Raw genomic sequence first — 22,495 nt, 5'->3', positions numbered from 1 at the left:
TTGAAATACTTAACGATTTCAACCGGCTGAATCCGCCAGCAATCAGCAGTCGCAGGCGGATAATAGGGAGCGCAAACCAATGTCAGCGCTCCCCGTTTGGACAGAGCGTTCTACTTCGGAGCAGCTGCCGGCCGCAGCAATGCGATGATCACCTCATTGCCCTTGTCACGCGCCAGATCGCGTATCGAGGGACCTGCGACGCCGTCACGGATGCCGGCATTTGCGCCTCGATCGAGAAGCAGCCGCACAACGGCCGCCTGCCCGTTGACCACGGCGAAGGCCAGTGGCGTCATCCAGTCCTGTTGCGGTTCCGGACGGCCGCGCGCCCGGAACGTTCCGAACGGCGTTTCGAGCAACTCCGGCTGCCGATCGAGGATTTCGGCAACCCGTTCGACCACGCCAAAGGATGCGGCCGCAAAGATATCGAGCGGCTGCTCCTTAAGGAATCGCACCATCTCGGCCTTGCCGTTGTACTCGGCCCAGCCGATGGGCGGCGCGTGGTGGTAGGGATCACGGGCCGTTGAATTGGCGCCGTGATCGAGCAACAGCTTCGCCATCTCAACATTGCCGTGCAGCGCCGCCTCGTGCAGCGGCGCGCGCGATGTCATGCGGTTGACGTCGAAGCCGAGCGACAACATGAGCGCGGCATCAACACGCCTGTCGTCACCCGCCGCCTCGTGCAGAAGCGCCGGATGCGCGGCCTGCGCGCGTGTGATCAGCGTCGGATCCGCATTAACGAGCGCCCTCGCCGCATCGGCCTTCATTTCTGAGATAGCCCGGGCCAGCCGGTCAACATCGTCCAGCGGTGCCTCCGTTGCCCCGCGCGAAACGAGAAACGCAGCCAGCGCCGCATCACCGCCGAGCTCTGCCCATTGATAGGGCGTCCGGCCCTTGATGGGACGATTGACGTCGGCACCATGCTCGACCAGCAGGCGCACGCGCTCGCCCATGCGTTTTTCGAGCGCCCAGGCGAGCTGGTAGTCGAAAACGCGTTCGCCGTTTTCAACGAAACCGCCATCGTTGCGAACCAGCCAATTGTTCCGATCGTTGGCGCCAAGGCCATAGTCGAGCAAAAGCTTGAGGCACGTGTTGTCCGGCTCGAACATCCGGTTGTACAGCGCCTGGCTGTCATTCGCCCTGGCACCGGCATCGAGCAGCAGCCGCGCGAAAGCGACGCAATCCGGATGTTGCGGCTGCCGCTCGGGGCCGGCCTCGCCTTCGCCGAAGACGCCCGTCAGCGCCGTGAAGCGGTACTGACCGTCGTCAAGCCAATGCGCATCGGGACTGGCACCCCGTTCGATCAGGCGTCGGCCGGCGGGCAGAGAGGAATGGCCGGGAACCCGGGCATAGGCAGCGTAGAGCAACGGCTCCCAGTCATACGGCCCGCCGCGTTTGCCTACGAGTTTCGGATCGCGATCGAGCCAGCGGTCAATTGCCTCTACGTCGCCGTGCGCGGCTGCAACGTGGATGCTGTCGCCGGCGATTTCGGGATGTTCTTCCAGCAGTGCAAGCGCCTGGGTGAACCGCTCGGGATCAGCGGCTATGTCGCCGAAGTAGGAGACGGTCGCCAGAGACAGAAAGCGGTTTGCAAGCTGCTCGGTTGCAGGTGCATTGCTCCCGGATTTCTCAAGATGCCGCTTCAGCCGTGTCCAGCTCGAAAAGCCGAACTCGCGGGCGAGCACCAGTTGCGCATCCTGGAGCCCCATTGCAGCGGGATCGGCAAAATAGGGAAACGCCCGCTGCCTTGCACTGGCATCATCGGCCTTCACGGCTTTCAGAAAAGCCTTGGCCTGCTTGCGGATCGTTTCGAGGGTAAGGTTCGCGGGAAGATCGCGCGCGATCATGAAAGACCTCCTTTCATTCACGTCCGGTATCCGCGCCCACAGACTGAAAAGAGGTGTGGCAACCAAGTTCAGTGAGACAGGTGGGCCTTGCCCTTCCCGCGGATCGGATGCGCCCTGCGAACGAGGTCATCGCTAGCACGCTGCCCTTATACTTGTCCAGCGCGCTCAGCTTTCAGGCTGATACCGAACGAAGGCGAAGCGATCGCCTGACGGCGACCAGTTGGGAACGTTGATGGTTCCCTGCCCGCCGAAAAGTTCGAACAGGATGCGCGGGTTGCCGCCGTCCATATCCATCAGCCGCAGGCGGACATCGAGATCCCTCGGATGATCGAAAACGTCACCGTCATAGGAGAGCACCAGCAGATGCTTCCCATCCGGCGACGGATGCGGAAACCAGTCGCCATAGGGGCTGTCGGTGATGCGCGTGACGTCACTGCCATCGGGGCGGATGCGCCAGATCTGCATGCGTCCGGTGCGGCTGGAGTTGAAATAGATCCATTCGCCATCCGCCGACCAATCGGGTCCGTCGTTGCGCCCTTCCCCGTGGGTCAGCCGCTGCTCCTCGCCGCCATCAACCGAAATCGTATAGATGTCGAAGACCTGGTCGCGGATGCCGCAATAGGTCACTCTTCGCCCATCCGGCGACCAGCCGTGCCAATAGGACGGCAGGTTGCGGGTGACGAGCCGCGGCGTGCCGCCTCTAGCCGGCAGCAGGTAGATCGCCGACTTGCCGAACTCGGTCTTGTCGCTGATCGCGATGGTGGCGCCATCGGGCGAAATGCCGTGGTCGTTGTTGCAGAGCGCGGCAAAGCCGGTATCGATCTCCACCGGCTCCGAACCGTCGAAACCGAGGCGATAAAGACGGCCATCGCCGTTGATGACCAGGTGCGTGCCGTCCCGCGACCAGTTCGGCGCCTCGACCAGCCGATCGGTCTGCCAGACGACGCGCGTTTCACCGGTAACGATGTCATAGGTCTCGATGGAACTGCGCATCCCGTTCTCCCGCCGCGACCAAGGCAGCTATTTGCGTTCTTCGCCGGCCGGCAGCGTCGCCGCGACCTTGGCGCAGATCGACTGCATCAAATTGGAATTGCGTTGATCTCGCCAGGTCGAGACGACGCCCCAAGCCAACAGCACAAGGATGCAGACGAAGGCCACGCCGACGATGGCGATACTGCCGCTTGCAAGACCATAGATGCCGAAGACCGCCGGCGTCGCGAAATAGGCGATCTGCGCCGAGAGCTGCCGGCCAGCAGAAACGTCGCTCAGCGACCACAGCCGGATCAGCCGGATTTCCTCGTCCGTGAACTCCGGACAGCTTTCATTGCCGTCCCGCCCTTGGCCGAACGCGCTCATCGGCTACCCTCGATCGCGGAAGCGGTTGGTGATCGGGTACCGCCGGTCGCGGCCAAAATTCTTCTTGGTGATCTTGACGCCCGGCGCCGATTGCCGCCGCTTGTATTCGGCAATGTAGAGCAGGTGTTCGACCCGGTGAACCGTCGCCTCGTCATGGCCGCGGGCGACGATCTCGTCGGTCCCCATCTCCTTTTCCACCAGGCATTCGAGAATGTCGTCGAGCACCGGATAGGGCGGCAAAGAATCCTGGTCCGTCTGGTTGGGACGCAATTCAGCCGAGGGCGCCTTGTCGATAATATTTGGGGGAATGACGACGCCGGAGGGTCCAAGCGCGCCCGGCGGAACCGTGGTGTTGCGCCAGCGCGAGATGGCATAGACCTCCATCTTGTAGAGATCCTTGATCGGATTGAAGCCGCCGTTCATGTCGCCATAGAGCGTGGCATAGCCGACCGACATTTCCGACTTGTTGCCCGTCGTCACCACCATCGAGCCGAACTTGTTGGAGATCGCCATCAGGATGGTGCCGCGGGTACGGCTCTGCAGGTTCTCCTCGGTGATGCCGGATTCGGTCCCCTCGAACATGTCGGAGAGCGCGCTTAAGAACCCTTCGACCGGCTCGGAGATCGGCACGATATCGTAGCGGCAGCCGAGCGCTGCGGCACATTCCTTGGCGTCCTTCAGCGATTCCTGCGAGGTGTAGCGATAGGGCAGCATGACGGTGCGCACCCGCTCCTCGCCGAGCGCATCGACCGCCAGCGCCGCGCAGATCGCGGAATCGATACCGCCGGAAAGGCCGAGTACGACGTTCTTGAAGCCGTTTTTGTTCACATAGTCACGGAAGCCGAGCATGCAGGCGCGGTAGTCCGCCTCCTCGCGCTCCGGCAGGCGCGACTGCAGCCCGCTTTCGCAATGCCAGCCGCTTTCGCCCTTCTTCCATTCGACGATCGAAATCGCCTCTTCGAACTGGCTCATCTGGAAGGCGAGAGACTTGTCGGTGTTGAAGGCGAAGCTTGCGCCGTCGAACACCAGTTCGTCCTGGCCGCCGAGCTGGTTGGCATAGATCATCGGCAGGCCGGTCTCGAGCACCTGCTTGAGGACCACCTGGTGGCGCACATCCACCTTGCCACGAAAATAGGGCGAACCGTTCGGCGACAGCAGGATTTCCGCGCCGCTTTCCGCTAGTGTCTCGCAAACGCCGAGATCGCCCCAGATGTCCTCGCAGATCGGAATGCCGATGCGCACGCCGCGGAAATTCACCGGGCCCGGCATCTCGCCCTGGTCGAAGACGCGCTTCTCGTCGAACTCGCCATAGTTCGGCAGATCGACCTTGTCGCGGAACGCGATCACCTTGCCATCGTCAAGCACGGCCACCGAATTGTGCCGGCCGGTCTTGGCCTGGCGCGGGAAGCCGATGATGACGCCCGGGCCGCCGTCCGCCGTGTCGCTCGCGAGCTTCTCGACCGCCTGGAGGCAGGCCTTCAGGAATGCCGGCTTCAGCACGAGATCTTCGGGCGGATAGCCGGAAATGAACAGCTCCGTCAAAAGCAGGAGATCGGCGCCCTGGCGCGCCGCATCGGCACGCGCCTCACGCGCCTTGGCCAGGTTTCCGGCGATGTCGCCCACCGTCGGATTGAGCTGGGCGATTGCGATGCGCAGGAGCGAGGGGGCGATCTTGTGAGCGGTCATGAGCGGGCCTGTCGGTCTGTTCTGAGCGATTGCGTCTGACTTTCGCAATGTTCTTTAGCGCAATCCGCAGGAAAATACCCACAGGCAATCGCCGCTCCGCGAAAAAAACCGAAAAATTCTGTCTTTCCCGGTTCTTATGAAGGGCCGTTGCAGCGCCCTCACGCCACGAAAAGCTGTTCCCAAACCCCGTTAAGAAACCATTCATCCCCTGTTCAAAATGACGGGCGTATGACAGTTACACGACACATTTATGAAACTGGAGAACATGTTGGCTAGTATCGATTCCGCTGTCGCGAGAGGTTCGCGCGTCTATGTCGATAGACCCGGCTTCACCGCACGGCACGCCAAGACGCTTGCGGCCACCCGCAGCGCATTGTTCTCCCTTTTTGTCGCAGCCGCTCTCGTCTTCGCCGTCGAGCTGATCGTGCGCCAGTCGATGGCCGATACGCTCGCCTATATGCTCGACCCGACGCGCCCGGCGCTGACGACTGTCGGTGCATTCTTCCTGATGCTGCTGGCCGTCGACGGCATTTTCGGCCGCGAACATAAGTCGGCCGTGGTGATTGCGCCGCTCGCCATCATACCCGCCGTCGTCTGCCAGCAGAAGCAGGTCTTCCTGTCCGATCCGCTTTATCCGACCGATTTCCTGTTCGGCCGCCAGATCATGGAATTGATGCCGGTGCTGGTGAAGGACCGCCCCTGGACCGCCGTCGGCATCGTCGTCGGCCTCATCGCCGCCGTTGCCGCCATCGGCCTCTTGCTGCGCTACGCCTGGCGCAATTTCCCCAAGCTGACGCGCCGCGAGCGCATCGCTCGTGCGGCCTTTGCGCTGCCGCTGCTCTTCGCCTTCTGGCACATCATGGATTACAACCAGTTCTCCTGGATCCGTGATCGCCTGAAGGTCATCCCCATCATGTGGGACCAGACCGAGAACTATAAGCACAACGGCTTTGCGCTTGCCTTCGCCATCAACCTGCCGATGGCCAATGTCAGCGCGCCCGCTGGCTACATGGCCGACGCCATCGATCGCATTCCGGTGAAGCCGCTTCCGGCTGGCACCTCGCACCGCGGCAAGCCCGACGTCATCGTGCTGATGAGCGAATCCTTCTGGGATCCGACCCGCCTGCCCAACGTCAAGCTCTCGCCCGATCCGATGCCGACGATCCGCGAGATGCAGTCGGGCAACGTCTTCTCGCCGGAATTCGGCGGCATGACCGCCAATGTCGAGTTCGAGGCGCTGACCGGCTTCTCCAACGCCTTCCTGCCCTATGGCAGCATTCCGTACCAGCAGTACATCCGCAACCCGATCCCGTCGCTCGCTACCTTCTTCCGTGGCGAAGGCTATGTCTCGCGCGCCATCCATCCCTTCCAGAGCTGGTTCTGGAACCGTACCGCCGTCTACAAGGCCTTCGGTTTCGACACCTTCAAGTCGGAAGAGAACATGCCGCCGATGCAGAAGCGCGGCATCTTTGCCTCGGACGAGTCGCTGACGCATGAGATCATCCGCCAGGCCGACGCCATGGACGATCCGTTCTTCTTCTTTGCGGTGACACTGCAGGGCCATGGCCCCTATGAGGCAAACCGCTATGCCAAGAACACCATCAAGGTCGAAGGCAACCTGCCCGAAAGCGACCGGCAGGTGCTGGAAACCTATGCTCAAGGCATCAAGGAAGCCGACGAGAGCCTGAAGAAGCTGATGGACTGGGCAAAGAAGCGCGATCGCGAAACGATCATCGTGCTGTTCGGCGACCACCTGCCGCCGCTCAACACGGTCTATACCAGCACCGGCTTCATGAAGGGCGTCACGGCGGAGCGCAAGGGCTCGAAGGACCAGATGAAGGCGCAGCACGAAACGCCGCTCGTCGTCTGGTCGAACAAAACAGGCCCGAGAAAGAACGTCGGCACGATCAGCCCGGCCTTCCTCTCCTACCAGATCCTCAAGCAGTCCGGCTACGAGCACCCCTATTACACCGGGTTCCTCGGCAAGGTTCATGACCAATACCGGGTCGTCGACCGCTACATGCTGATCCGCAGGAACGGCAAGGAAGTCGCCGAGTGGTCGCGCCAGCCGAAGGTGCCGGCTCTCTTGCGTGACTATCGCTTCCTGCAGCACGACATGATGTTTGGAGACCGCTTCTCGACCGACCGGTTCTTCAAGTCCCACGCCGACCTCTTCGCAAGCGCGGCCGAGACCCACTGAACCACGAGCGCCGGACCGGCCACACCCGGTCCGGCTCTTCATGCTCTCGGTCGGCCAGATTTTTCCGCGACGCAAAACCGCCACGCACATTTGCTGGAAATGCTCTAGATTTTCTCCGGTCAACCCCGGAGATCGCCATGCCGCATTTCAACAACATCTCGCACCAGTTCTTCGGCAAGCCGCTCAGCGAACTCGGCGAGATCGAGCGCCGCATCCTCGCCTACGCCCGCGAGCGGCGCACGCTGACCACCGATACCAATGCGGCCTTCGCTGCCGAGCAAACCTTAGGCGACAGGCTCGCCGACAACATTGCCCGCGTTGGCGGCTCCTGGAGCTTCATCGTCACCTTCTGCAGTTTTCTCGTCTGCTGGGTCATCGTGAACTCGGTGCTGTTGGTGACCGGAGCGTTCGACCCCTACCCCTACATCTTTCTCAACCTCGTGCTTTCCATGCTTGCCGCACTGCAGGCCCCAATCATCATGATGTCGCAGAACCGTCAGGCCGAACGCGACCGCTTCGCAACGTCCAAGGACTACGAGGTCAATCTCAAGTCGGAAGTCGAACTGATCGCCCTGCATCACAAGGTCGACGACGTGTTGCTGCGTGAGATTTCGGAACTGCGTGCCGACCTCGCAACGCTCAACCGCCAGCTCGAGCACTACCGTCCAGCACCCGGGCAGGACTGACCGAACACCCACGACACGCAGGATCAGATCCCGCGGTGCCGCGCCGTAGCGCGGGCGCCCACACCCCCGCTTCGCTGCCATCGGCAACTTATTGGAGTATGAAAAAATTAATATTTGAGGACCATCTTATGGGTGCAGGGACATTCGAAAAAAATACAGCAACGTGGGTACGCGGAGATGCTGCAATGTCCAACTTCAAGCGCCTTTTCGGCGGCCGAGACGGCGCCGCTGCAATCGAATTCGCAATCATAGCGCCGCTCTTCTTCCTTTGCGTGCTGACCTTGATCGCCTACGGCGTCTATCTCAGCACAGCGCATTCCATACAGCAGATCGCCGCCGATGCCGCGCGCACAGCCATCGCTGGACTATCCCAAGGCGAGCGTGAACGCCTCGCGACCGACTACATCCGCCGCACCACGATGGATCAGGCCTTCATAAAATCCTCGCGTATGACCGTGACCGTCAAAGACGACGCCAGCAACGCCAACCAGTTCACCGTTCGGATCAAATACGACGCCGCCGACCTCCCGATTTTTAACCTTTTCACGTTCGCGATGCCGAGCAGCCAGATCGAGCGCTTTGCAACCATACGCGTGGGAGGGGTCTGACATGGCGTGGAAATCAACGCGACTGCGCACGCTGCTCCGATCACAAGACGCCAATATCGGCATCTCTGCCGCACTGGTTATGCCACTGGTCATCGCCTCAATGGGGCTCGGCATCGACTACGGCTATCTCACCGTGCAGAAACGTGAGATGCAGTCGGCGGTCGACCTTGCCGCGATCGCAGCGGCCGCCAATATCACGTCGGCCGAGAAGGCCGTGCTCAACCATTTCTCCAACAATGGCCTCAACTACGCCGTGGCCACGCCGACCGGGCTGATGACGGTCGATGGCAAGGTGCTGCCGCTGAGCGATGTCGGCACGGGCAAGGTGGATGGCGTGGCCACGCTGGCGCGCGGCCGCTATATCCCCGACCCGTCCGTCGAGGCCGGACAGCGCTTCATCAAGGACGCAACGCCGACCGATGCCGTTCAGGTTCTGCTGGAAAAGAAAGGCCAGATCTTCCTTGCCTCCATGTTCAGCGCGCCGCCGGATTTAAGCGTCATCGGCACGGCCGCCAGCTCCAAGATTGCCGCCTTCTCTGTCGGCTCGCGTCTCGCCAGCCTGAACGACGGGTTGCTGAATTCGATCCTCGGGCAAATGCTCGGCACGACCATCTCCCTCAAGGTCATGGATTATCAGGCGCTCATCGACGCCGACATCGACGTCCAGCCGTTCCTGGAGATCGTCGCGACAAAGCTGAACCTGACCACCGCCTCCTATGAGGACGTGCTGAAGGCCAATCTGACCATGCCGCAGTTGCTCTCCTCGATGCGGCTCGTCCAGGGTCTTTCAGGCACAGTGACAGCCGCGCTGAAGAGCATCGAGCTTTCGACCGCAAACAACAAGAAGACCGTCACACTGGCCCAGATCCTCAACCTCGATCCGAAAAAGAGCCTGCAGATCGATGCCGGTTCCGATTGGGCGATGAAGATCAGCGCGCTGCAGATCGTCTCCGCGGCCGCCGCAATTGCCAATGGCGAACACCAGATCGCGCTCAACGCCGTGACCGGGCTTCCCGGCATCGCTTCTGCCAAGGTCAAGCTCGCGATCGGCGAGCCGCCGGTCCAGACGCCCAGCCACCGCCTCGGAACCCCGGGGGCGGCCGTGCGCACCGCCCAGACCCGCCTCGCAGTCGAAGTCAACGTCGATGGCCTTGCGGCCCTTGCCGGCATCCGCATCAGACTGCCGATCTACGTCGAACTTGCCTATGCCGAGGCGAAACTTGCCGACATCCGCTGCTACGGCGGTACTCCGGAAAACGCGGCGGTCAGCGTCGACGCGGTGCCGGGCATTGCCGAGATCGCGATCGGCGACGTCGACCCGACAGTGCTCTCGAACTTCTCGTCGGATGCCCGCGTGCAAAGGGCCCGCCTCGTCGATGCCCTCGTCGTCAAGATCGATGCGCTCGCTCATGTCGAAGCACAGAACCTCAAGGTCTCGCGCCTGAGCTTCAGCCCATCCGAGATTGCGGCTCGATCGATCAAGAGCGTCTCCACGAAGGATATTCTCACCTCCACGACCCAAACGCTGCTCAACAACCTCGACGTCAACATCCAGGTTCTGTTCCTCACGCTCGGCAGCCCGACGATCGTCCAGCAAGCCCTGGCCCAGACCTTGGGTTCCGTCACCAAGCCGGTCGATGATCTCCTCTACAACCTGCTCCTGCTCGTCGGCGTCCGGGTCGGCGAGGCCGATGTACGCGTCACCGGCGTCAAGTGCCAGCCGCCTGTGCTGGTGCAATGATCGAGATCCAGCAATCGAACGGGGCGCCTGACGGCTGAACGTCAGGTGCCCCGTTTGAACAAAATCGGTTGTTCGCACGTTATGGGCAAGCTACTCCTACTAAAAGGGGTTAGGCTGAGTGGCGGCTGGCGACCGGGCATCTTGAAATTCAAGCATCCGGCACGCCGCGCAAGCTTCGGGGGTGTGCGCAGCAAATGCGTGTCGTGGCAGAGCATGAGGGCGTTGCGCCAGTTGGTGCGCTTGCCTTCATCGCAGAAGATTTTCGCAATCATCCGAACTTCCGGGCGATCCTTCAGGCGAGCGCCCGCGATCTGATGTCGGTGTTTGATGTCTTCCCTCGAGTTGCCCGCCTCGTCGCCTCCCATCAGAAATGGACGCTGAGCCAAGCCGTCTACACACTTCACCTCGAGCGCGATCCAGCGAATCCGGAGACGGGTATCACCACCGCGCGCCTGCTAAAGTTCATGCATGAGATGGGCGGCGCCAGCCGCAATACCGCTGCCGCCTTCATTGCCGAACTGCTGACCTACAAGCTGCTGCGCGATACCAATGGCGGTCGTGCCAGAAAGAAAGTGCGGCCCCTGGAGCCGACCGAAATCAGCGAAGGGGCGATGTTGCGCTGGTTCATGAGCCAGATGGGCACGCTCGACCGTTTCGACGGCAAGGGCCGCCTTCAGCGCGTCGAAGCCGATCGGACGATCTTTGAGCGCGCCCAACCGATCGCCACCCGCCTTCTGCTCGCCGACCGGCGGTGGAACGAGCCGCCGGAAGCTGTGGCCGCCTTCGTCTGGACCGAATGCGGCGGCCTGCTGCTCGACGATCTCATGTCGCGGCCGCAAAGCCTCGATCCGGTCGACGGCAAAGTCTGGCTCGAAGCGAGCCTCTCGGAACTCGCCACGCACTACATGATCTCCAACACGCATATCAGGCGCATTTTCACCCGCGCCCAGGATGCGGGCCTCATCGGCCGCGCCGGCGAAGGCCAGCGCGGGCTGTTCTGGCTAGGCGAACGCCTGCTCGACGAATATTGTCAGTGGCAATCGGTCAAGATGGCCGGCCTTGCCAATGGCTATGAGCAGGCGGTTCGGCAGGCAACAAGCATGCCGGAGTGATCGCTCAGCTGCGTCCGGCCGCATATTTCGGCAAGTCGTCGGTGATTTCGTAGAAGTCGCCCTGGTCTTCGCAGAAGATGTGATAGCCACCCTTCAGCACGGTCGGCTTCTCGAAGGCCCCAGCCATGATCGAGATGTAATCCTGCCCGTCGCCCTTCCAGAACAGGGCCGAGCCGCAGATCCGGCAAAAGCCACGGCTGGCGCTGTCGCTTGCCCGATACCAAGTGACATGCTCCATTCCCTCGACCTCAAGGCCGTCGTTCCGGACATTCGTCGCGGCGTAGTAGAGCCCGGTCTGCTTCCGGCATTGGCTGCAATGGCAGTAGATCAGCTCGCGCAGCTCGCCCTGTGCGGCAAAGCGCACTGCCCCGCAAAGACAGCTTCCCTTGTGAACGTCCGGCATTGTTCCCCCAAAGCGAAATCGTGATGCATCACCCTGTCATGCGGTGGATAAGGCGGCACGATTGCGCGCGCCGCTTCCTGCTCCAGACACGAAAATGCCGGACCAGCTTCCAGAGCTGGCCCGGCATTGTCAAATTCAAAACTCCCAAGCGACGTTCAGAAAGCCTGAACGATGCCAGGGGATTAGATCAGCCGTTGACGACCATCTTCTTCTCGTCGCGGCCGCCCTTCATGCGCTCGGCCAGCAGGAACGCGAGTTCCAGCGCCTGGTCCGCATTGAGGCGCGGATCGCAATGGGTGTGGTAGCGGTCGGCAAGATCGTCGCCGGAAAGCGCGCGCGCACCGCCGGTGCATTCCGTCACGTCGTTGCCGGTCATCTCGATATGGATGCCGCCCGGATGCGTGCCCTCTGCCCGGTGAATCTGGAAGAAGCTCTCGACTTCCGACAGGATCCGCTCGAACGGGCGGGTCTTGTAGTTGTTGAGCGTGATCGTGTTGCCGTGCATCGGATCGCAGGACCAGACGACCTTCTTGCCTTCGCGCTCGACCGCACGGATGAGGCGCGGCAGATGCTCCGCCACCTTGTCATGGCCGAAGCGGCAGATCAGCGTCAGGCGGCCGGCTTCGTTGGCCGGGTTCAGAAGATCGATCAGCTCCAGGAGACCATCGGCCGTCAGCGACGGGCCGCACTTGAGACCGAGCGGGTTCTTGATACCGCGGCAGTATTCGATGTGCGCATGGTCGGGCTGGCGGGTACGGTCGCCGATCCAGATCATGTGGCCGGAGGTGGCGTACCAGTCGCCCGAGGTCGAGTCGACACGCGTCAGCGCCTGCTCGTAACCGAGCAGCAGCGCCTCGTGGCTGGTGAAGAAATCGGTCTCGCGCAGGCTCGGATGGTTTTCCGAGGTGATGCCGATCGCCTTCATGAAGTCCATGGTCTCGGAGATGCGGTCGGCGAGCTTGCGGTAGCGCTCTGCCTGCGGGCTATCCTTGACGAAGCCGAGCATCCACTGGTGCACGTTGTCGAGGTTGGCATAGCCACCCATGGCGAAGGCGCGCAGAAGGTTCAGCGTTGCAGCCGACTGACGGTAGGCCATGATCTGGCGTTCCGGGTTCGGGATACGCGCTTCCTCGGTGAACTCGATGCCGTTGATGATGTCGCCACGGTAGGACGGCAGCGTCACGTCGCCCTGCTTCTCGACGCCCGAAGAACGGGGCTTGGCGAACTGGCCGGCTATGCGGCCGACCTTCACCACCGGCTGCTGCGCGCCGAAGGTCAAGACGACGGCCATCTGCAGGAAGGCGCGGAAGAAGTCGCGGATCGTGTCGGCGCCATGCTCGGCGAAACTTTCAGCGCAGTCGCCGCCCTGCAGCAGGAAGCCGCGGCCTTCGGCAACATTGGCAAGGGCACTCTTCAGACGGCGCGCTTCGCCTGCAAACACCAGCGGCGGATACTTCGCGAGGCTCGCTTCGGTCGCCTCAAGCGCTGCCAGGTCCGGATAGTCCGGCACCTGCTGGATGGGTTTCTGCCGCCAGCTGTTTGGAGTCCAAGTCTGTGCCATTTCGATCACCTGTTGTCTGCCGCGGATCTATCCGCGCGGGTCGCGCCCTGACGGCCGAAGGTGGCCGCCCGGTATTCGGAAATTTCACTCATGTCCGCGTGCCCTGCCCCAACGCAAGATTATTGCGCCAAGCTCGCCCGAAGCCGGTGACTTCGCGGATGCGGGCTTATAGACGTTAAGCGAAGGCTTGGAAAGACATCCTACCAGAATTCATCGGCTCCGGCGCCTGCAAAGCAAGGCACCGGCTGCCGGGGCCTCAGACCCGCTCGCCCTTGCGGATGCGGTAGGACGGCGAATACATCGTCACCAGTTCTTCCGCCGCCGACGGGTGCACCGCCATCGTCCGGTCGAAATCGTCCTTGGTGCAGCCGGCCTTCAGCGAGATGCCGAGCAGCTGGGCCATCTCGCCCGCATCATGGCCGAGGATGTGGGCACCGAGCACCTTGCGGTCGGCAGCGTTGACGATCAGCTTCATGATCATCTTTTCCTTGCGGCCCGAAAGCGTCGCCCTCATCGGCCGGAATTCGGCGCGATAAACGTCCAGCTCGTCGAAGCGGCGCGTCGCCTCTTCTTCCGTCAGACCGACGGTGCCGATCTCCGGCTGCGAGAAGACGGCGGTGGGGATCAGGTCGTGATCCGGCGACACCGGATTGTTCTTGTACTCGGTCTCGATGAAGCACATGGCCTCGTGGATCGCGACCGGCGTCAGTTGCACGCGGTCGGTGACATCGCCAAGCGCATAGATGCCAGGCGCACTGGTGCGCGAGAACGCATCGACGATGATGGCGCCGCGCTCATCGGTCTTGACGCCAGCCGCTTCGAGGCCGAGGCCCGTGGTGTTCGGCACGCGGCCAAGCGCCAGCATCACCTGATCGACGGCGATGTCGCCGTGTTTCATCGTGCGCGCGACACGCTTCCCAGCATCATCGAGGGCGACCGACTGGATAAGGTCCTCGCACAGGATACGGATGCCCTTCTCTTCCATGGCCACATGCAGCCCGCGGCGCAGGTCTTGGTCGAAGCGCGACAGAATTTCCTTGCCGCGATAGATCAGCGTCGTCTCGACGCCGAGGCCGTGGAAGATGTTGGCGAATTCGACGGCGATGTAGCCGCCGCCCGCAATCAGGATCGACTTCGGCAGCTCCTCGAGATCGAAAGCCTCGTTCGAGGAAATGCAGTGCTCGTGTCCCGGCAGCGCGTCATGCGGCGTCGGATGACCGCCGACGGCGATCACAATCCGCTCGGCCGTCGCCGTGCGGCCGCTGTCGAGCAGGCGAACCGTATTGGGACCGACCAGCTCGGCGCGCGTATGCAGGATTTCGGCGCCGGCATTGTTCAGACCCTTCTGGTAGAGCCCTTCGAGCCGGGTGATTTCCTGTTCCTTGGCGGCGACCAGTTTCTGCCAGTCGAACCGGCTTTCGCCGACCGACCAGCCGAAACCGGCTGCGTCCTCGAAATGTTCGGAAAACTGCGACGCGTAGACATAGAGCTTCTTCGGCACGCAGCCGCGAATGACGCAGGTGCCGCCGTAGCGAAACTCCTCCGCAATCGCCACCTTCTTGCCGAGGCTCGCTGCCAGGCGCCCGCTCCTGACGCCGCCGGATCCGCCACCGATTACGAAGAGGTCATAGTCGAAAGCGGGCATGGACAGTCTCCTGAAAGCAGCGGCCGAAATGGCGAAATGGAAAGCGCGCCGAACGATCTCGCGTTCGGCAGCCGGTGCGACCAGCCGAAGGCCGCGCCGCAGGCACATATAGTGGTGCCTCCGGCCAAAAGAAAAGCCCGGATCTCTCCGGGCTCCTCGAAACGTGATGAACCGTGGCCGGCGACGGTTATTGCGCCGGCGCCTGGACGGCGCCCTCGGCAGCCGGCTGCGTGCTGCCAACCTTTTCGTCGAGCGACTTGGTGGCTTCCTGGGTCAGATCGCGGGAAACGCCTGCGGCCCAGATGTCGGCGGCCTTCAGCAGTTCGCGCGAAGCGATCGGGCCGTTATCCAGGAGCTTCTTGCCGGCGGACGAGCCGTAAAATTCGGTGATCGCGTTCAGTTCTTCGAGCGAGAAGGTCTTGGCGTAGATCGTCGCCGCTTCGTTCTCGAGATCGGCACGGCGCGCGGCAAGGCTAAGTGCCTTCTCGTCGACGGTTGCCGTGATCAGTTCCTGATGGTTCGGCGATGACTGGATCAGCGTGTTCTTCAGCCGCTCGGCAAGGTTCGGCAGAATGTTGTCGAAGCTGTTGGTCACGCCAAGCGCTGCGATCGTCGCGCGCGCTGCCTTGATCTGCTCTTCGGAGACGTCCTGGGCCTGCACCGCCGGAATCGATGCGGAAAGCAGAATCGCGGTGGCAGCGAATGTGCGGACAAGACCTGCGAGTTTGTTCATTTTTACCCTTGCTCCTGTGTTTGTCGCATGCTGCCCGGGCGATTTCCGCCGCCAGGCCCGCATGTGTGGAAACCTGTTGTCTTTACCGCTCCCAGCCCATTGCGGGCTGTCGGGAGCCAGCTCAGGACGCAGTCAGAATGCGTGCCTGCTCCGGCCCTGCAATGATTGCCAGCGACGCGATGTCGATGAAAAGCCCGTGCTCGACGACGCCGGGAATGGCATTCAGCTCCCCCGCGAGCGCATCTGCATCAGGAATACGGCCAAAAGATGCATCGAGAATGAGGTGTCCACCGTCGGTCTTGAAGGCGCCGTCGTGCGATTGACGCACGGCGATTTCGCCGGAAAGGCCGAGCCGCGAAGCGACTTTCTCGATCGCGATCCGCGTTGCCACCTGACCGAAGGGATTGACCTCGATCGGCAGCTTGAAGGCACCGAGGACCTCGACCACCTTCGATTCGTCGGCGATCACGATCATTCGCTTCGACGTGCTCGCGACGATCTTTTCGCGCAGCAATGCGCCGCCGCCGCCCTTGATCAGCCGCAGCCGGCCATCGACCTCGTCGGCGCCGTCGATCGTCAGGTCCAGTTCCGGCAGCTCATCGAGCGATTTCAACGGCACACCGAGTTCGAGGCAGAGCCGCGCCGTGCGCTCCGAAGTGGGAACGCCTTCGATACGGAAGCCGGAGGCGACCTTCTCGGCCAGCAGCCGGACAAATTCCTCAGCCGTGGAGCCCGTACCGATGCCGAGGCGCATGCCGTCTTCGACATATTCCAGAGCCGCAGCCGCGGCTTTGATTTTCATTTCGCGGGCGTCCATGCGCCAGTCGCTCCCTTGTAATTCCGACGGACGGCTTTGCTGCAAGCAGCGAACGGCCGGCCCGTTTTCCGCTGAGACACTTACACGCCCGGCGACGCAAACAAAAGTCAAAATGAAATTGCCGCCAAGGATTCCGCAGGACTTGGGACATGTACTCCCCATTGCATTCTGCTGTCACTTCGCCTACCCGAACGGCAACGTTTCCGGTGCCATGAGGTTTTTCGGTGTCATCTCCCATAGTCGTCTTCGATCTCGATGGAACGCTTGTCGATACCGCGCCGGACCTGGTCGCGAGCCTCAACCATGCGGTGACCCAGGCCGGCATCGCACCGGTCGGCTATGCGGATCTGACCCATCTTGTCGGGCACGGCGCACGCGCCATGATCGAGCGCACCTTCGCGCTCCGGCAAAAGCCGCTCGCTGAAGACGTCCTGGAATGGCAGCTCAAGGAGTTCGTCGATTTCTACCACGGCTCGATGCCCGGCGATTCGCTGCCCTATCCGGGCCTCATCGACGCGCTCGACCGGCTCTCCGGCGCCGGCTTCAAGCTGGCGGTCTGCACCAACAAGCCGGAAAAGCTGGCAACGCGCCTGCTCGAACGCCTGGGGCTGATCGAACGCTTCGCCGCGATTTCGGGTGGCGACACTTTCGAAGTGCGCAAGCCGAATGCTGAGCACCTCCTGAGAACCGTCACCAATGCCGGCGGCTCGGCCGAACGCTCGGTGATGGTCGGCGACAGCCTCAACGACTTCCTCGTCGCGCGCAATGCAGCGGTGCCGTCGATTGCGGTTCCTTTCGGCTACTCGGACGTCCCCGTCGAAAGCCTCGAACCGACGAAAATCATCAGCCACTTCGACGAGCTGACACCGGAACTGGTCTCGGCGCTGCTCGAAGCCCGATGATCGAATAGAAAAAAGGCCGCTCGAAGCGGCCTTTTCTTATTCTTGTGTCTTATCCTTCGGCCCTGCGGGCGCCGCGCGTCGCGTCAAAGGCGCGGTTCATGTACATGTCACGCTCATAGACGTCGTCGAAATACTCGACGACACCGTCCTTGTTCGGCCAGGCCGTGAAGTAGGCGACATAAACCGGCACCTTCACCGGAACCTGCAGCGCCTTGTTGCCGCCGCCGGCAATCTCCTTGCCGACGTCCTCGACGCTCGTACCGAGCACGGCCGCCGCCATCAGGCGAGGATCGGCAAGCCGCACGCAACCGTGGCTGAGTGCCCGGTTGTCGCGCTTGAAGAAGCTCTTCGACGGAGTGTCGTGCATGTAGATCGCATGCGCGTTGGGGAACAGGATTTTCAGCTCGCCGAGCGCGTTGTCGCTGCTCGGCGGCTGGCGTACTGCGACCGAAGCGGTCGAGCCGTTCCAGTTGACCGACGCCGACGGAACCGGCCGGCCGCCGACTTCGACCTGGTAGCCCATGCGATCGAGATAGTTCGGGTCGCTGCGGAGCTTCGGCAGCATCTCGTTGACGATGATCGACTGCGGCACGCCCCAATACGGATTGACCTCGACGGTCTGGATCTCGTCCTGGAAGAAATAGGTCTGGTTCGTCTTCGAGCCGACGACCACGCGCATCGAGAACTGCTCGGCGCCCTGGTCGGTATAGGTCGCGGTGAAGGCCGGCTGGTTGATGAAGACGTAGCGGCCGCCGAGGCCATCCGGCAGCCAGCGCGCCTGCTCCATGGCGATCTCGAGCTTGTTGATCTTGTTCGCCACGCTGTCGCCACCCGTCAGGATGCGCACCGACGCCTGGCCGACGACGCCATCAGCCTTCAGCCCGTGTTCCTTCTGGAAGGCCTCGACCACGGTTACCAGTTCCGGCGTGTATTCCGGCGCTCCCTGATAAGCGGCAAGAACCGCCGCATGTTCGGTCTTCAGCACTTCCGAGCCCTTGAGGCGAATACCGGCAATGATGTTGGCGAGCTCGGGATTGCTCTGGCCCGGCTTCAGCAGCGTGCCGGGCGCGATCTCGACGCGCTGCTCGGCGCCTGTTTCCGCCCTCAGCTTCTCCAGTTCGACGGAGAGTGCCGCAAATTGCGCGCTCTTCGGGTTCTGGTCGTTGAGAAGCGTGGCGACGTCGTTGCTCGCAGACAGCTTGTCGAGAAGCGGGGCGAGTTCGACAGTCTTGCGCTTGAAGTCGTGGTAGCCGGAGATCTTGTTCGGATCGATGCGGCCGCGCACGGTGTCCTGCGCATAGGTCAGCGTTGCCGCCGACAGCGCGATTTCGAACTGCAGCAGCTCCTTTTCGCGCGCGATCATGTCGCCGCGGTCGAAAGTGTCTGCCGGTACGTTGACGGCATAGTCCTGCGGGTCGAGGCCGACCTTGGCTGCATCGGCGAGAACGGCGACCGCCGCCTTTGCCTTGGAGTTCACGCCTTCGGCGCCGATCCAGATGTAATCCATGCGGGCGCCGTAATGGGCTTCGACCGCCTTGGCGACGTCGCCGGACGCGCGAACGTTGATATCCGGCAGGAACTGCCGCGCGTCGGCAAGCGGCGTGCGCAGCATCGGCGGCAGCGCATCGTTGCGCACGGAGCCGGTAACGACCGGATCGAGCAGCTTGTCGGTCGAGATGCGACGCAGCGGCTCCGCCTTGTAGGTGTAATATTTGGGGCCCGTGACCTTCGGCAGCGGCTTGGCCGCCTGCTGCGGGTCGACCATCGTGCCCATGCCCGGCAGCGGCTGGGTCGGCTGAACCTGCTGAGCCTCGGTCTTCTTCCGGCCCGCCCGGATGAAATCGCCAAATGTGAAGGCCGAAGCCGGCCGCACATCCATGGTCGCGATCGCACAGCCGCTCATGAGCGCCACGACCGCTGCCGTCTTAATTACTCTCATATGAAACTACGTCCCCGTATCGCGTTGTCGCCGAATTCGACTGAAGCCAGATTCTCGCCACGCCCTCGTGCACTGAAAGTTATAGAAAAGGATGGTGAATGAAAAGGAAACGCGCCCGCGAACATCGACCTTGAATCTCCTTCCTCGCCCCGGCAATCGCCTCGATTCCATAACGTTCGAAGGGGGATAAAAATTTGATCCATATGGATTTTATTTCAGCGGGAGGTCATGGGCCGGTTGCAGCCGCCGATCGGCGCCTAAAAAGAACGCCGCGCCTGTGACCGAAACATCACAACGGCGCCCGCGGCCCGCAAGCGACCGAATCACCATCGTTCCGGGCCGGCCTTGTTGCACGGCAACGTTTCAAACGATTGTAGCATGGCAAGCCGAGCCACGCCCCTTTACAAGCTCCGGCAGGCGGGGCAGAGAGAGGCCCGGCACCCTGGGGAGATGCGCCACCCGGCCGCTCGCCCAGGCTTCATGAACCGCATGATCCAAGGCAGGTATCACGATGACATCGACGCGCACGGAAACAGACACGTTCGGCCCCATCGAAGTGGCAAGCGACCGCTATTGGGGCGCCCAGGCCCAGCGCTCGCTCGGCAATTTCAAGATCGGTTGGGAAAAGCAGCCGGCCTCGATCGTCCGGGCGCTCGGCATCGTCAAGCAGGCAGCTGCCCGCACCAACCAGGCGCTCGGCCGTCTGGATTCCACCGTCGCCGATGCCATCGTCAAGGCATCGCAGGAAGTGATCGACGGCAAGCTCAACGACCATTTCCCGCTCGTCGTCTGGCAGACCGGTTCGGGCACCCAGTCGAACATGAATGCCAACGAGGTGATTTCGAACCGCGCCATCGAACTGCTCGGCGGCGTCATGGGCTCGAAGAAGCCGGTGCATCCGAACGATCACGTCAACATGAGCCAGTCGTCGAACGACACCTATCCGACGGCGATGCACATCGCCTGCGCAGAACGGGTGATCCATGACCTGCTGCCGGCGCTGAAGCATCTGCATAAGGCGCTGGAAGCCAAGGTCAAGGCATTCGATCACATCATCAAGATCGGCCGCACCCACACCCAGGATGCAACGCCGCTGACGCTCGGCCAGGAATTTTCCGGCTACTCAGCCCAGGTCGCCTCCTCGATCAAGCGCATCGAGATGACGCTGCCCGGCCTTTGCGAACTGGCCCAGGGCGGCACGGCCGTCGGTACCGGCCTCAACGCACCGGTCGGCTTTGCCGAGAAGGTCGCCGAAGAGATCGCCAAGATCACCGGCATCGCCTTCACCTCTGCGCCAAACAAGTTCGAGGCGCTTGCCGCCCATGATTCCATGGTCTTCAGCCATGGCGCGATCAACGCGACGGCCGCCGCCCTCTTCAAGATCGCCAACGACATCCGCTTCCTCGGTTCCGGCCCGCGCTCCGGTCTCGGCGAACTGTCGCTGCCTGAAAACGAGCCTGGCTCGTCGATCATGCCCGGCAAGGTCAACCCGACCCAGTGCGAAGCACTGACCCAGGTCTGCGCCCAGGTCTTCGGCAACCATGCCTCTCTCACCTTTGCCGGCAGCCAGGGCCACTTCGAGCTCAACGTCTTCAACCCGCTGATGGCCTACAACTTCCTGCAGTCGGTGCAGCTGCTTTCCGATGCGGCCGTGTCCTTCACCGACAATTGCGTCGTCGGCATCGAGGCACGCGAAGACAACATCAAGGCGGCACTCGACCGCTCACTGATGCTGGTCACCGCGCTCGCCCCGAAGATCGGCTACGACAACGCCGCCAAGATTGCCAAGACCGCACACAAGAACGGCACGACGCTGCGCGAAGAAGCTGTCGGCGGCGGCTACGTGACGAACGAAGAGTTCGACGCGATCGTGCGTCCGGAAACGATGATCAGCCCAGCCTGATCCATTTTGATACACCACGGCGCCTCAACGGCGCCGTGGGTTCAAGTCGCAAACGCTAGGATAGATCGGCGGAAATGGCCGCAATCGATCGAACTGCGGTGCACAGCGGCGGCAAATATTAAGACTTCGCAAATCATTTGCCCCTAAAAATCATAACCCGTAAGCAGTGATTAATATTAGGGGGTTTGCACATGCAAACGGCAAACTCGGGCAAAGCACAGACGCCCGATATCGCAGCGCAAGTAACCCATGCCATGCGCATGATGGGTGTCGCGCCTATCCCCCGCAACTACGAGCTCTATTACGAAGCCTATCTCGGCTCCAACCCGCAGCTGTCGAAAGAACTCGCAGCGCTAGGCAGCCGCGCGACCCAGGAAGAGCTGGATGCGATCGGCGCGCAGTACTTCAGCCACATTCACCGCTCGACCGGCATCGAGCGCGCCCACACGACGCTTGCAGCCAAGCTCGCCGAACTCGTCACCCTTTTGAAGGACGAGCAATACGCGCTCGAGAACTACAACAAGGTTCTGGACGAAGCCTATGTCAACATCGTCAGCAAGAGTGCGTCGAGCGCCGATATCCTGCGCCATGCAATCGGCATCCTGACCGAGGCGACCGCCGAGACGATGAGCCAGGGCAAGGAGCGCGTGCAAACGGTCGTGCAGAAATCCTTCGAGATGGAAGTCATCCGGCAGGAGCTCGACGAGTACAAGCGCATCGCCAACACGGATTCGCTGACGCGCCTCGCCAACCGCCGCGCCTTCGACGACAATCTGGCCGCCGTCTACAACAATGAGCATCTGAGAAACTTCACCGGCCTGCTCGTCGCCGACATCGACCATTTCAAGAAGGTCAACGACACCTTCGGCCATCCGGTCGGCGACAAGATCCTCGCGACCGTCGGTGGCGTTCTACGCGCAAACCTGCGCCGCGAGGCCTTCGTTGCCCGCACCGGCGGCGAGGAGTTCGCCATCATCCTTGGCGACAGCACCCAGGAAGAATGCCTGCAGATCGCCGATCGCATCCGCACGGTTCTTGCGGCAACGCCGTTCCGCAATTCGAAGACCGGGGTCAACTACGGCCCGATCACGCTTTCCGTCGGTGTCTGCATGGCGACCGCAGCCGAAGACCCGGTCGATCTCTACAACAAGGCGGATATCGCGCTCTATTCGGCCAAGAATGGCGGGCGCAACAAAACCGTTCTCTTCGAAGACGGCATGCGCAAGGAATCCGGCCGCAACTGGCTGATCTATCGACGCTGACCTACGGAGCTCTGCGATCGAACTGACAATCGGCGCCCTCTATGGGCGCTTTTTGTTTGCCAGGATTTGCGAGAAGTTAGCCCCTCTGGACATTGCG

General features: G+C 62.1%; 17 protein-coding genes and 1 pseudogene. 8 read left to right on the top strand and 10 right to left on the bottom strand.

Going from position 1 to position 22,495, the window contains the following annotated elements; translation table 11 throughout:
• Window positions 1-110: 110 nt before the first annotated feature.
• The 4 genes from BLU35_RS10275 to BLU35_RS10260 all read right to left on the bottom strand — a co-directional run bounded on the left by BLU35_RS10275 (window position 111) and on the right by BLU35_RS10260 (window position 4,886).
• Entirely contained in the window at window positions 111-1,844 is a 1,734-nt protein-coding gene (locus BLU35_RS10275) for an ankyrin repeat domain-containing protein (RefSeq protein ID WP_093233004.1), read from the bottom strand.
• A 165-nt stretch (window positions 1,845-2,009) separates the two neighbouring features.
• Complete coding sequence (locus BLU35_RS10270; RefSeq protein ID WP_057248872.1) at window positions 2,010-2,837, bottom strand: TolB family protein; 828 nt, start codon at window positions 2,835-2,837, stop codon at window positions 2,010-2,012.
• Window positions 2,838-2,864: 27 nt separating this feature from the next.
• The gene (locus BLU35_RS10265; RefSeq protein ID WP_093233003.1) at window positions 2,865-3,200 is read right to left on the bottom strand and encodes a hypothetical protein; all 336 of its coding nucleotides are present in this window, start codon (window positions 3,198-3,200) and stop codon (window positions 2,865-2,867) included.
• 3 nt (window positions 3,201-3,203) lie between these two features.
• Window positions 3,204-4,886: an NAD+ synthase gene (locus tag BLU35_RS10260; RefSeq protein WP_057248870.1), complete on the bottom strand. Its 1,683-nt coding sequence runs from the start codon at window positions 4,884-4,886 to the stop codon at window positions 3,204-3,206.
• A 268-nt stretch (window positions 4,887-5,154) separates the two neighbouring features.
• On the opposite strand from BLU35_RS10260, the gene BLU35_RS10255 reads away from it, so the two are divergent.
• The 5 genes from BLU35_RS10255 (at window position 5,155) to BLU35_RS10235 (ending at window position 11,233) form a co-directional block, all read left to right on the top strand.
• Complete coding sequence (locus tag BLU35_RS10255; protein WP_082615755.1) at window positions 5,155-7,086, top strand: LTA synthase family protein; 1,932 nt, start codon at window positions 5,155-5,157, stop codon at window positions 7,084-7,086.
• Between the two features lie 137 nt (window positions 7,087-7,223).
• Window positions 7,224-7,772, top strand: coding sequence for a DUF1003 domain-containing protein (locus BLU35_RS10250; RefSeq protein WP_093233001.1), 549 nt, complete (start codon window positions 7,224-7,226; stop codon window positions 7,770-7,772).
• 185 nt (window positions 7,773-7,957) lie between these two features.
• A complete protein-coding gene (locus BLU35_RS10245) occupies window positions 7,958-8,380 on the top strand; it encodes a TadE/TadG family type IV pilus assembly protein (RefSeq protein ID WP_058324072.1) in 423 nt (140 codons plus the stop codon).
• 1 nt (window position 8,381) lies between these two features.
• Entirely contained in the window at window positions 8,382-10,121 is a 1,740-nt protein-coding gene (locus BLU35_RS10240; protein ID WP_093233000.1) for a pilus assembly protein TadG-related protein, read from the top strand.
• Window positions 10,122-10,315: 194 nt separating this feature from the next.
• The gene (locus tag BLU35_RS10235; RefSeq protein WP_093232999.1) at window positions 10,316-11,233 is read left to right on the top strand and encodes a helix-turn-helix domain-containing protein; all 918 of its coding nucleotides are present in this window, start codon (window positions 10,316-10,318) and stop codon (window positions 11,231-11,233) included.
• A 4-nt stretch (window positions 11,234-11,237) separates the two neighbouring features.
• On the opposite strand, the gene BLU35_RS10230 is transcribed toward BLU35_RS10235, so the two are convergent.
• The 5 genes from BLU35_RS10230 to rpiA form a co-directional block, all read right to left on the bottom strand.
• Window positions 11,238-11,636 (bottom strand): GFA family protein, encoded by a 399-nt coding sequence (locus BLU35_RS10230; protein WP_057248864.1) that lies wholly within the window; start codon window positions 11,634-11,636, stop codon window positions 11,238-11,240.
• A gap of 187 nt (window positions 11,637-11,823) precedes the next feature.
• The gene (locus tag BLU35_RS10225) at window positions 11,824-13,197 is read right to left on the bottom strand and encodes a class II 3-deoxy-7-phosphoheptulonate synthase (RefSeq protein WP_058324194.1); all 1,374 of its coding nucleotides are present in this window, start codon (window positions 13,195-13,197) and stop codon (window positions 11,824-11,826) included.
• Between the two features lie 256 nt (window positions 13,198-13,453).
• Window positions 13,454-14,842: a glutathione-disulfide reductase gene (gene gor, locus BLU35_RS10220; protein WP_093233064.1), complete on the bottom strand. Its 1,389-nt coding sequence runs from the start codon at window positions 14,840-14,842 to the stop codon at window positions 13,454-13,456.
• A gap of 187 nt (window positions 14,843-15,029) precedes the next feature.
• Window positions 15,030-15,575 carry a DUF2059 domain-containing protein gene (locus BLU35_RS10215; RefSeq protein WP_058328291.1) on the bottom strand — a complete coding sequence of 182 codons (546 nt, stop codon included), beginning with the start codon at window positions 15,573-15,575 and terminating at the stop codon, window positions 15,030-15,032.
• Window positions 15,576-15,696: 121 nt separating this feature from the next.
• Window positions 15,697-16,392, bottom strand: a complete 696-nt coding sequence (gene rpiA / locus BLU35_RS10210) for a ribose-5-phosphate isomerase RpiA (protein WP_057248861.1) — start codon at window positions 16,390-16,392, stop codon at window positions 15,697-15,699.
• A 224-nt stretch (window positions 16,393-16,616) separates the two neighbouring features.
• On the opposite strand from rpiA, the gene BLU35_RS10205 reads away from it, so the two are divergent.
• Entirely contained in the window at window positions 16,617-17,294 is a 678-nt protein-coding gene (locus BLU35_RS10205) for an HAD family hydrolase (RefSeq protein ID WP_058328292.1), read from the top strand.
• A 49-nt stretch (window positions 17,295-17,343) separates the two neighbouring features.
• Here the strand turns inward: BLU35_RS10205 and BLU35_RS10200 are convergent, their stop codons facing one another.
• Window positions 17,344-19,233 (bottom strand): L,D-transpeptidase family protein, encoded by a 1,890-nt coding sequence (locus tag BLU35_RS10200; protein ID WP_093232998.1) that lies wholly within the window; start codon window positions 19,231-19,233, stop codon window positions 17,344-17,346.
• Window positions 19,234-19,578: 345 nt separating this feature from the next.
• Between BLU35_RS10200 and fumC the strand changes: the two are divergent.
• Window positions 19,579-21,136, top strand: a pseudogene (fumC, locus tag BLU35_RS10195) (class II fumarate hydratase).
• A gap of 191 nt (window positions 21,137-21,327) precedes the next feature.
• On the top strand, window positions 21,328-22,398 hold the full coding sequence (locus tag BLU35_RS10190; protein WP_093232996.1) for a GGDEF domain-containing protein: 1,071 nt from the start codon (window positions 21,328-21,330) through the stop codon (window positions 22,396-22,398).
• The last annotated feature ends 97 nt before the right edge of the window (window positions 22,399-22,495 follow it).

Origin of the sequence: Sinorhizobium sp. NFACC03 (assembly GCF_900103435.1) — a bacterium.
In the GTDB taxonomy this organism is placed as follows: Bacteria; Pseudomonadota; Alphaproteobacteria; order Rhizobiales; family Rhizobiaceae; genus Ensifer.
Note: the sequence above shows the minus strand (reverse complement) of the source record. Positions and strands in the feature narration are given on the sequence as shown.

Coding starts and splice junctions, on each gene's coding strand:
- BLU35_RS10275 (WP_093233004.1), bottom strand. CDS start 1,844: ATGATCGCGCGCGATCTTCCCGCGAACCTTACCCTCGAAACGATCCGC.
- BLU35_RS10270 (WP_057248872.1), bottom strand. CDS start 2,837: ATGCGCAGTTCCATCGAGACCTATGACATCGTTACCGGTGAAACGCGC.
- BLU35_RS10265 (WP_093233003.1), bottom strand. CDS start 3,200: ATGAGCGCGTTCGGCCAAGGGCGGGACGGCAATGAAAGCTGTCCGGAG.
- BLU35_RS10260 (WP_057248870.1), bottom strand. CDS start 4,886: ATGACCGCTCACAAGATCGCCCCCTCGCTCCTGCGCATCGCAATCGCC.
- BLU35_RS10250 (WP_093233001.1), top strand. CDS start 7,224: ATGCCGCATTTCAACAACATCTCGCACCAGTTCTTCGGCAAGCCGCTC.
- BLU35_RS10245 (WP_058324072.1), top strand. CDS start 7,958: ATGTCCAACTTCAAGCGCCTTTTCGGCGGCCGAGACGGCGCCGCTGCA.
- BLU35_RS10240 (WP_093233000.1), top strand. CDS start 8,382: ATGGCGTGGAAATCAACGCGACTGCGCACGCTGCTCCGATCACAAGAC.
- BLU35_RS10235 (WP_093232999.1), top strand. CDS start 10,316: ATGCGTGTCGTGGCAGAGCATGAGGGCGTTGCGCCAGTTGGTGCGCTT.
- BLU35_RS10230 (WP_057248864.1), bottom strand. CDS start 11,636: ATGCCGGACGTTCACAAGGGAAGCTGTCTTTGCGGGGCAGTGCGCTTT.
- BLU35_RS10225 (WP_058324194.1), bottom strand. CDS start 13,197: ATGGCACAGACTTGGACTCCAAACAGCTGGCGGCAGAAACCCATCCAG.
- gor (WP_093233064.1), bottom strand. CDS start 14,842: ATGCCCGCTTTCGACTATGACCTCTTCGTAATCGGTGGCGGATCCGGC.
- BLU35_RS10215 (WP_058328291.1), bottom strand. CDS start 15,575: ATGAACAAACTCGCAGGTCTTGTCCGCACATTCGCTGCCACCGCGATT.
- rpiA (WP_057248861.1), bottom strand. CDS start 16,392: ATGGACGCCCGCGAAATGAAAATCAAAGCCGCGGCTGCGGCTCTGGAA.
- BLU35_RS10200 (WP_093232998.1), bottom strand. CDS start 19,233: ATGAGAGTAATTAAGACGGCAGCGGTCGTGGCGCTCATGAGCGGCTGT.
- BLU35_RS10190 (WP_093232996.1), top strand. CDS start 21,328: ATGCAAACGGCAAACTCGGGCAAAGCACAGACGCCCGATATCGCAGCG.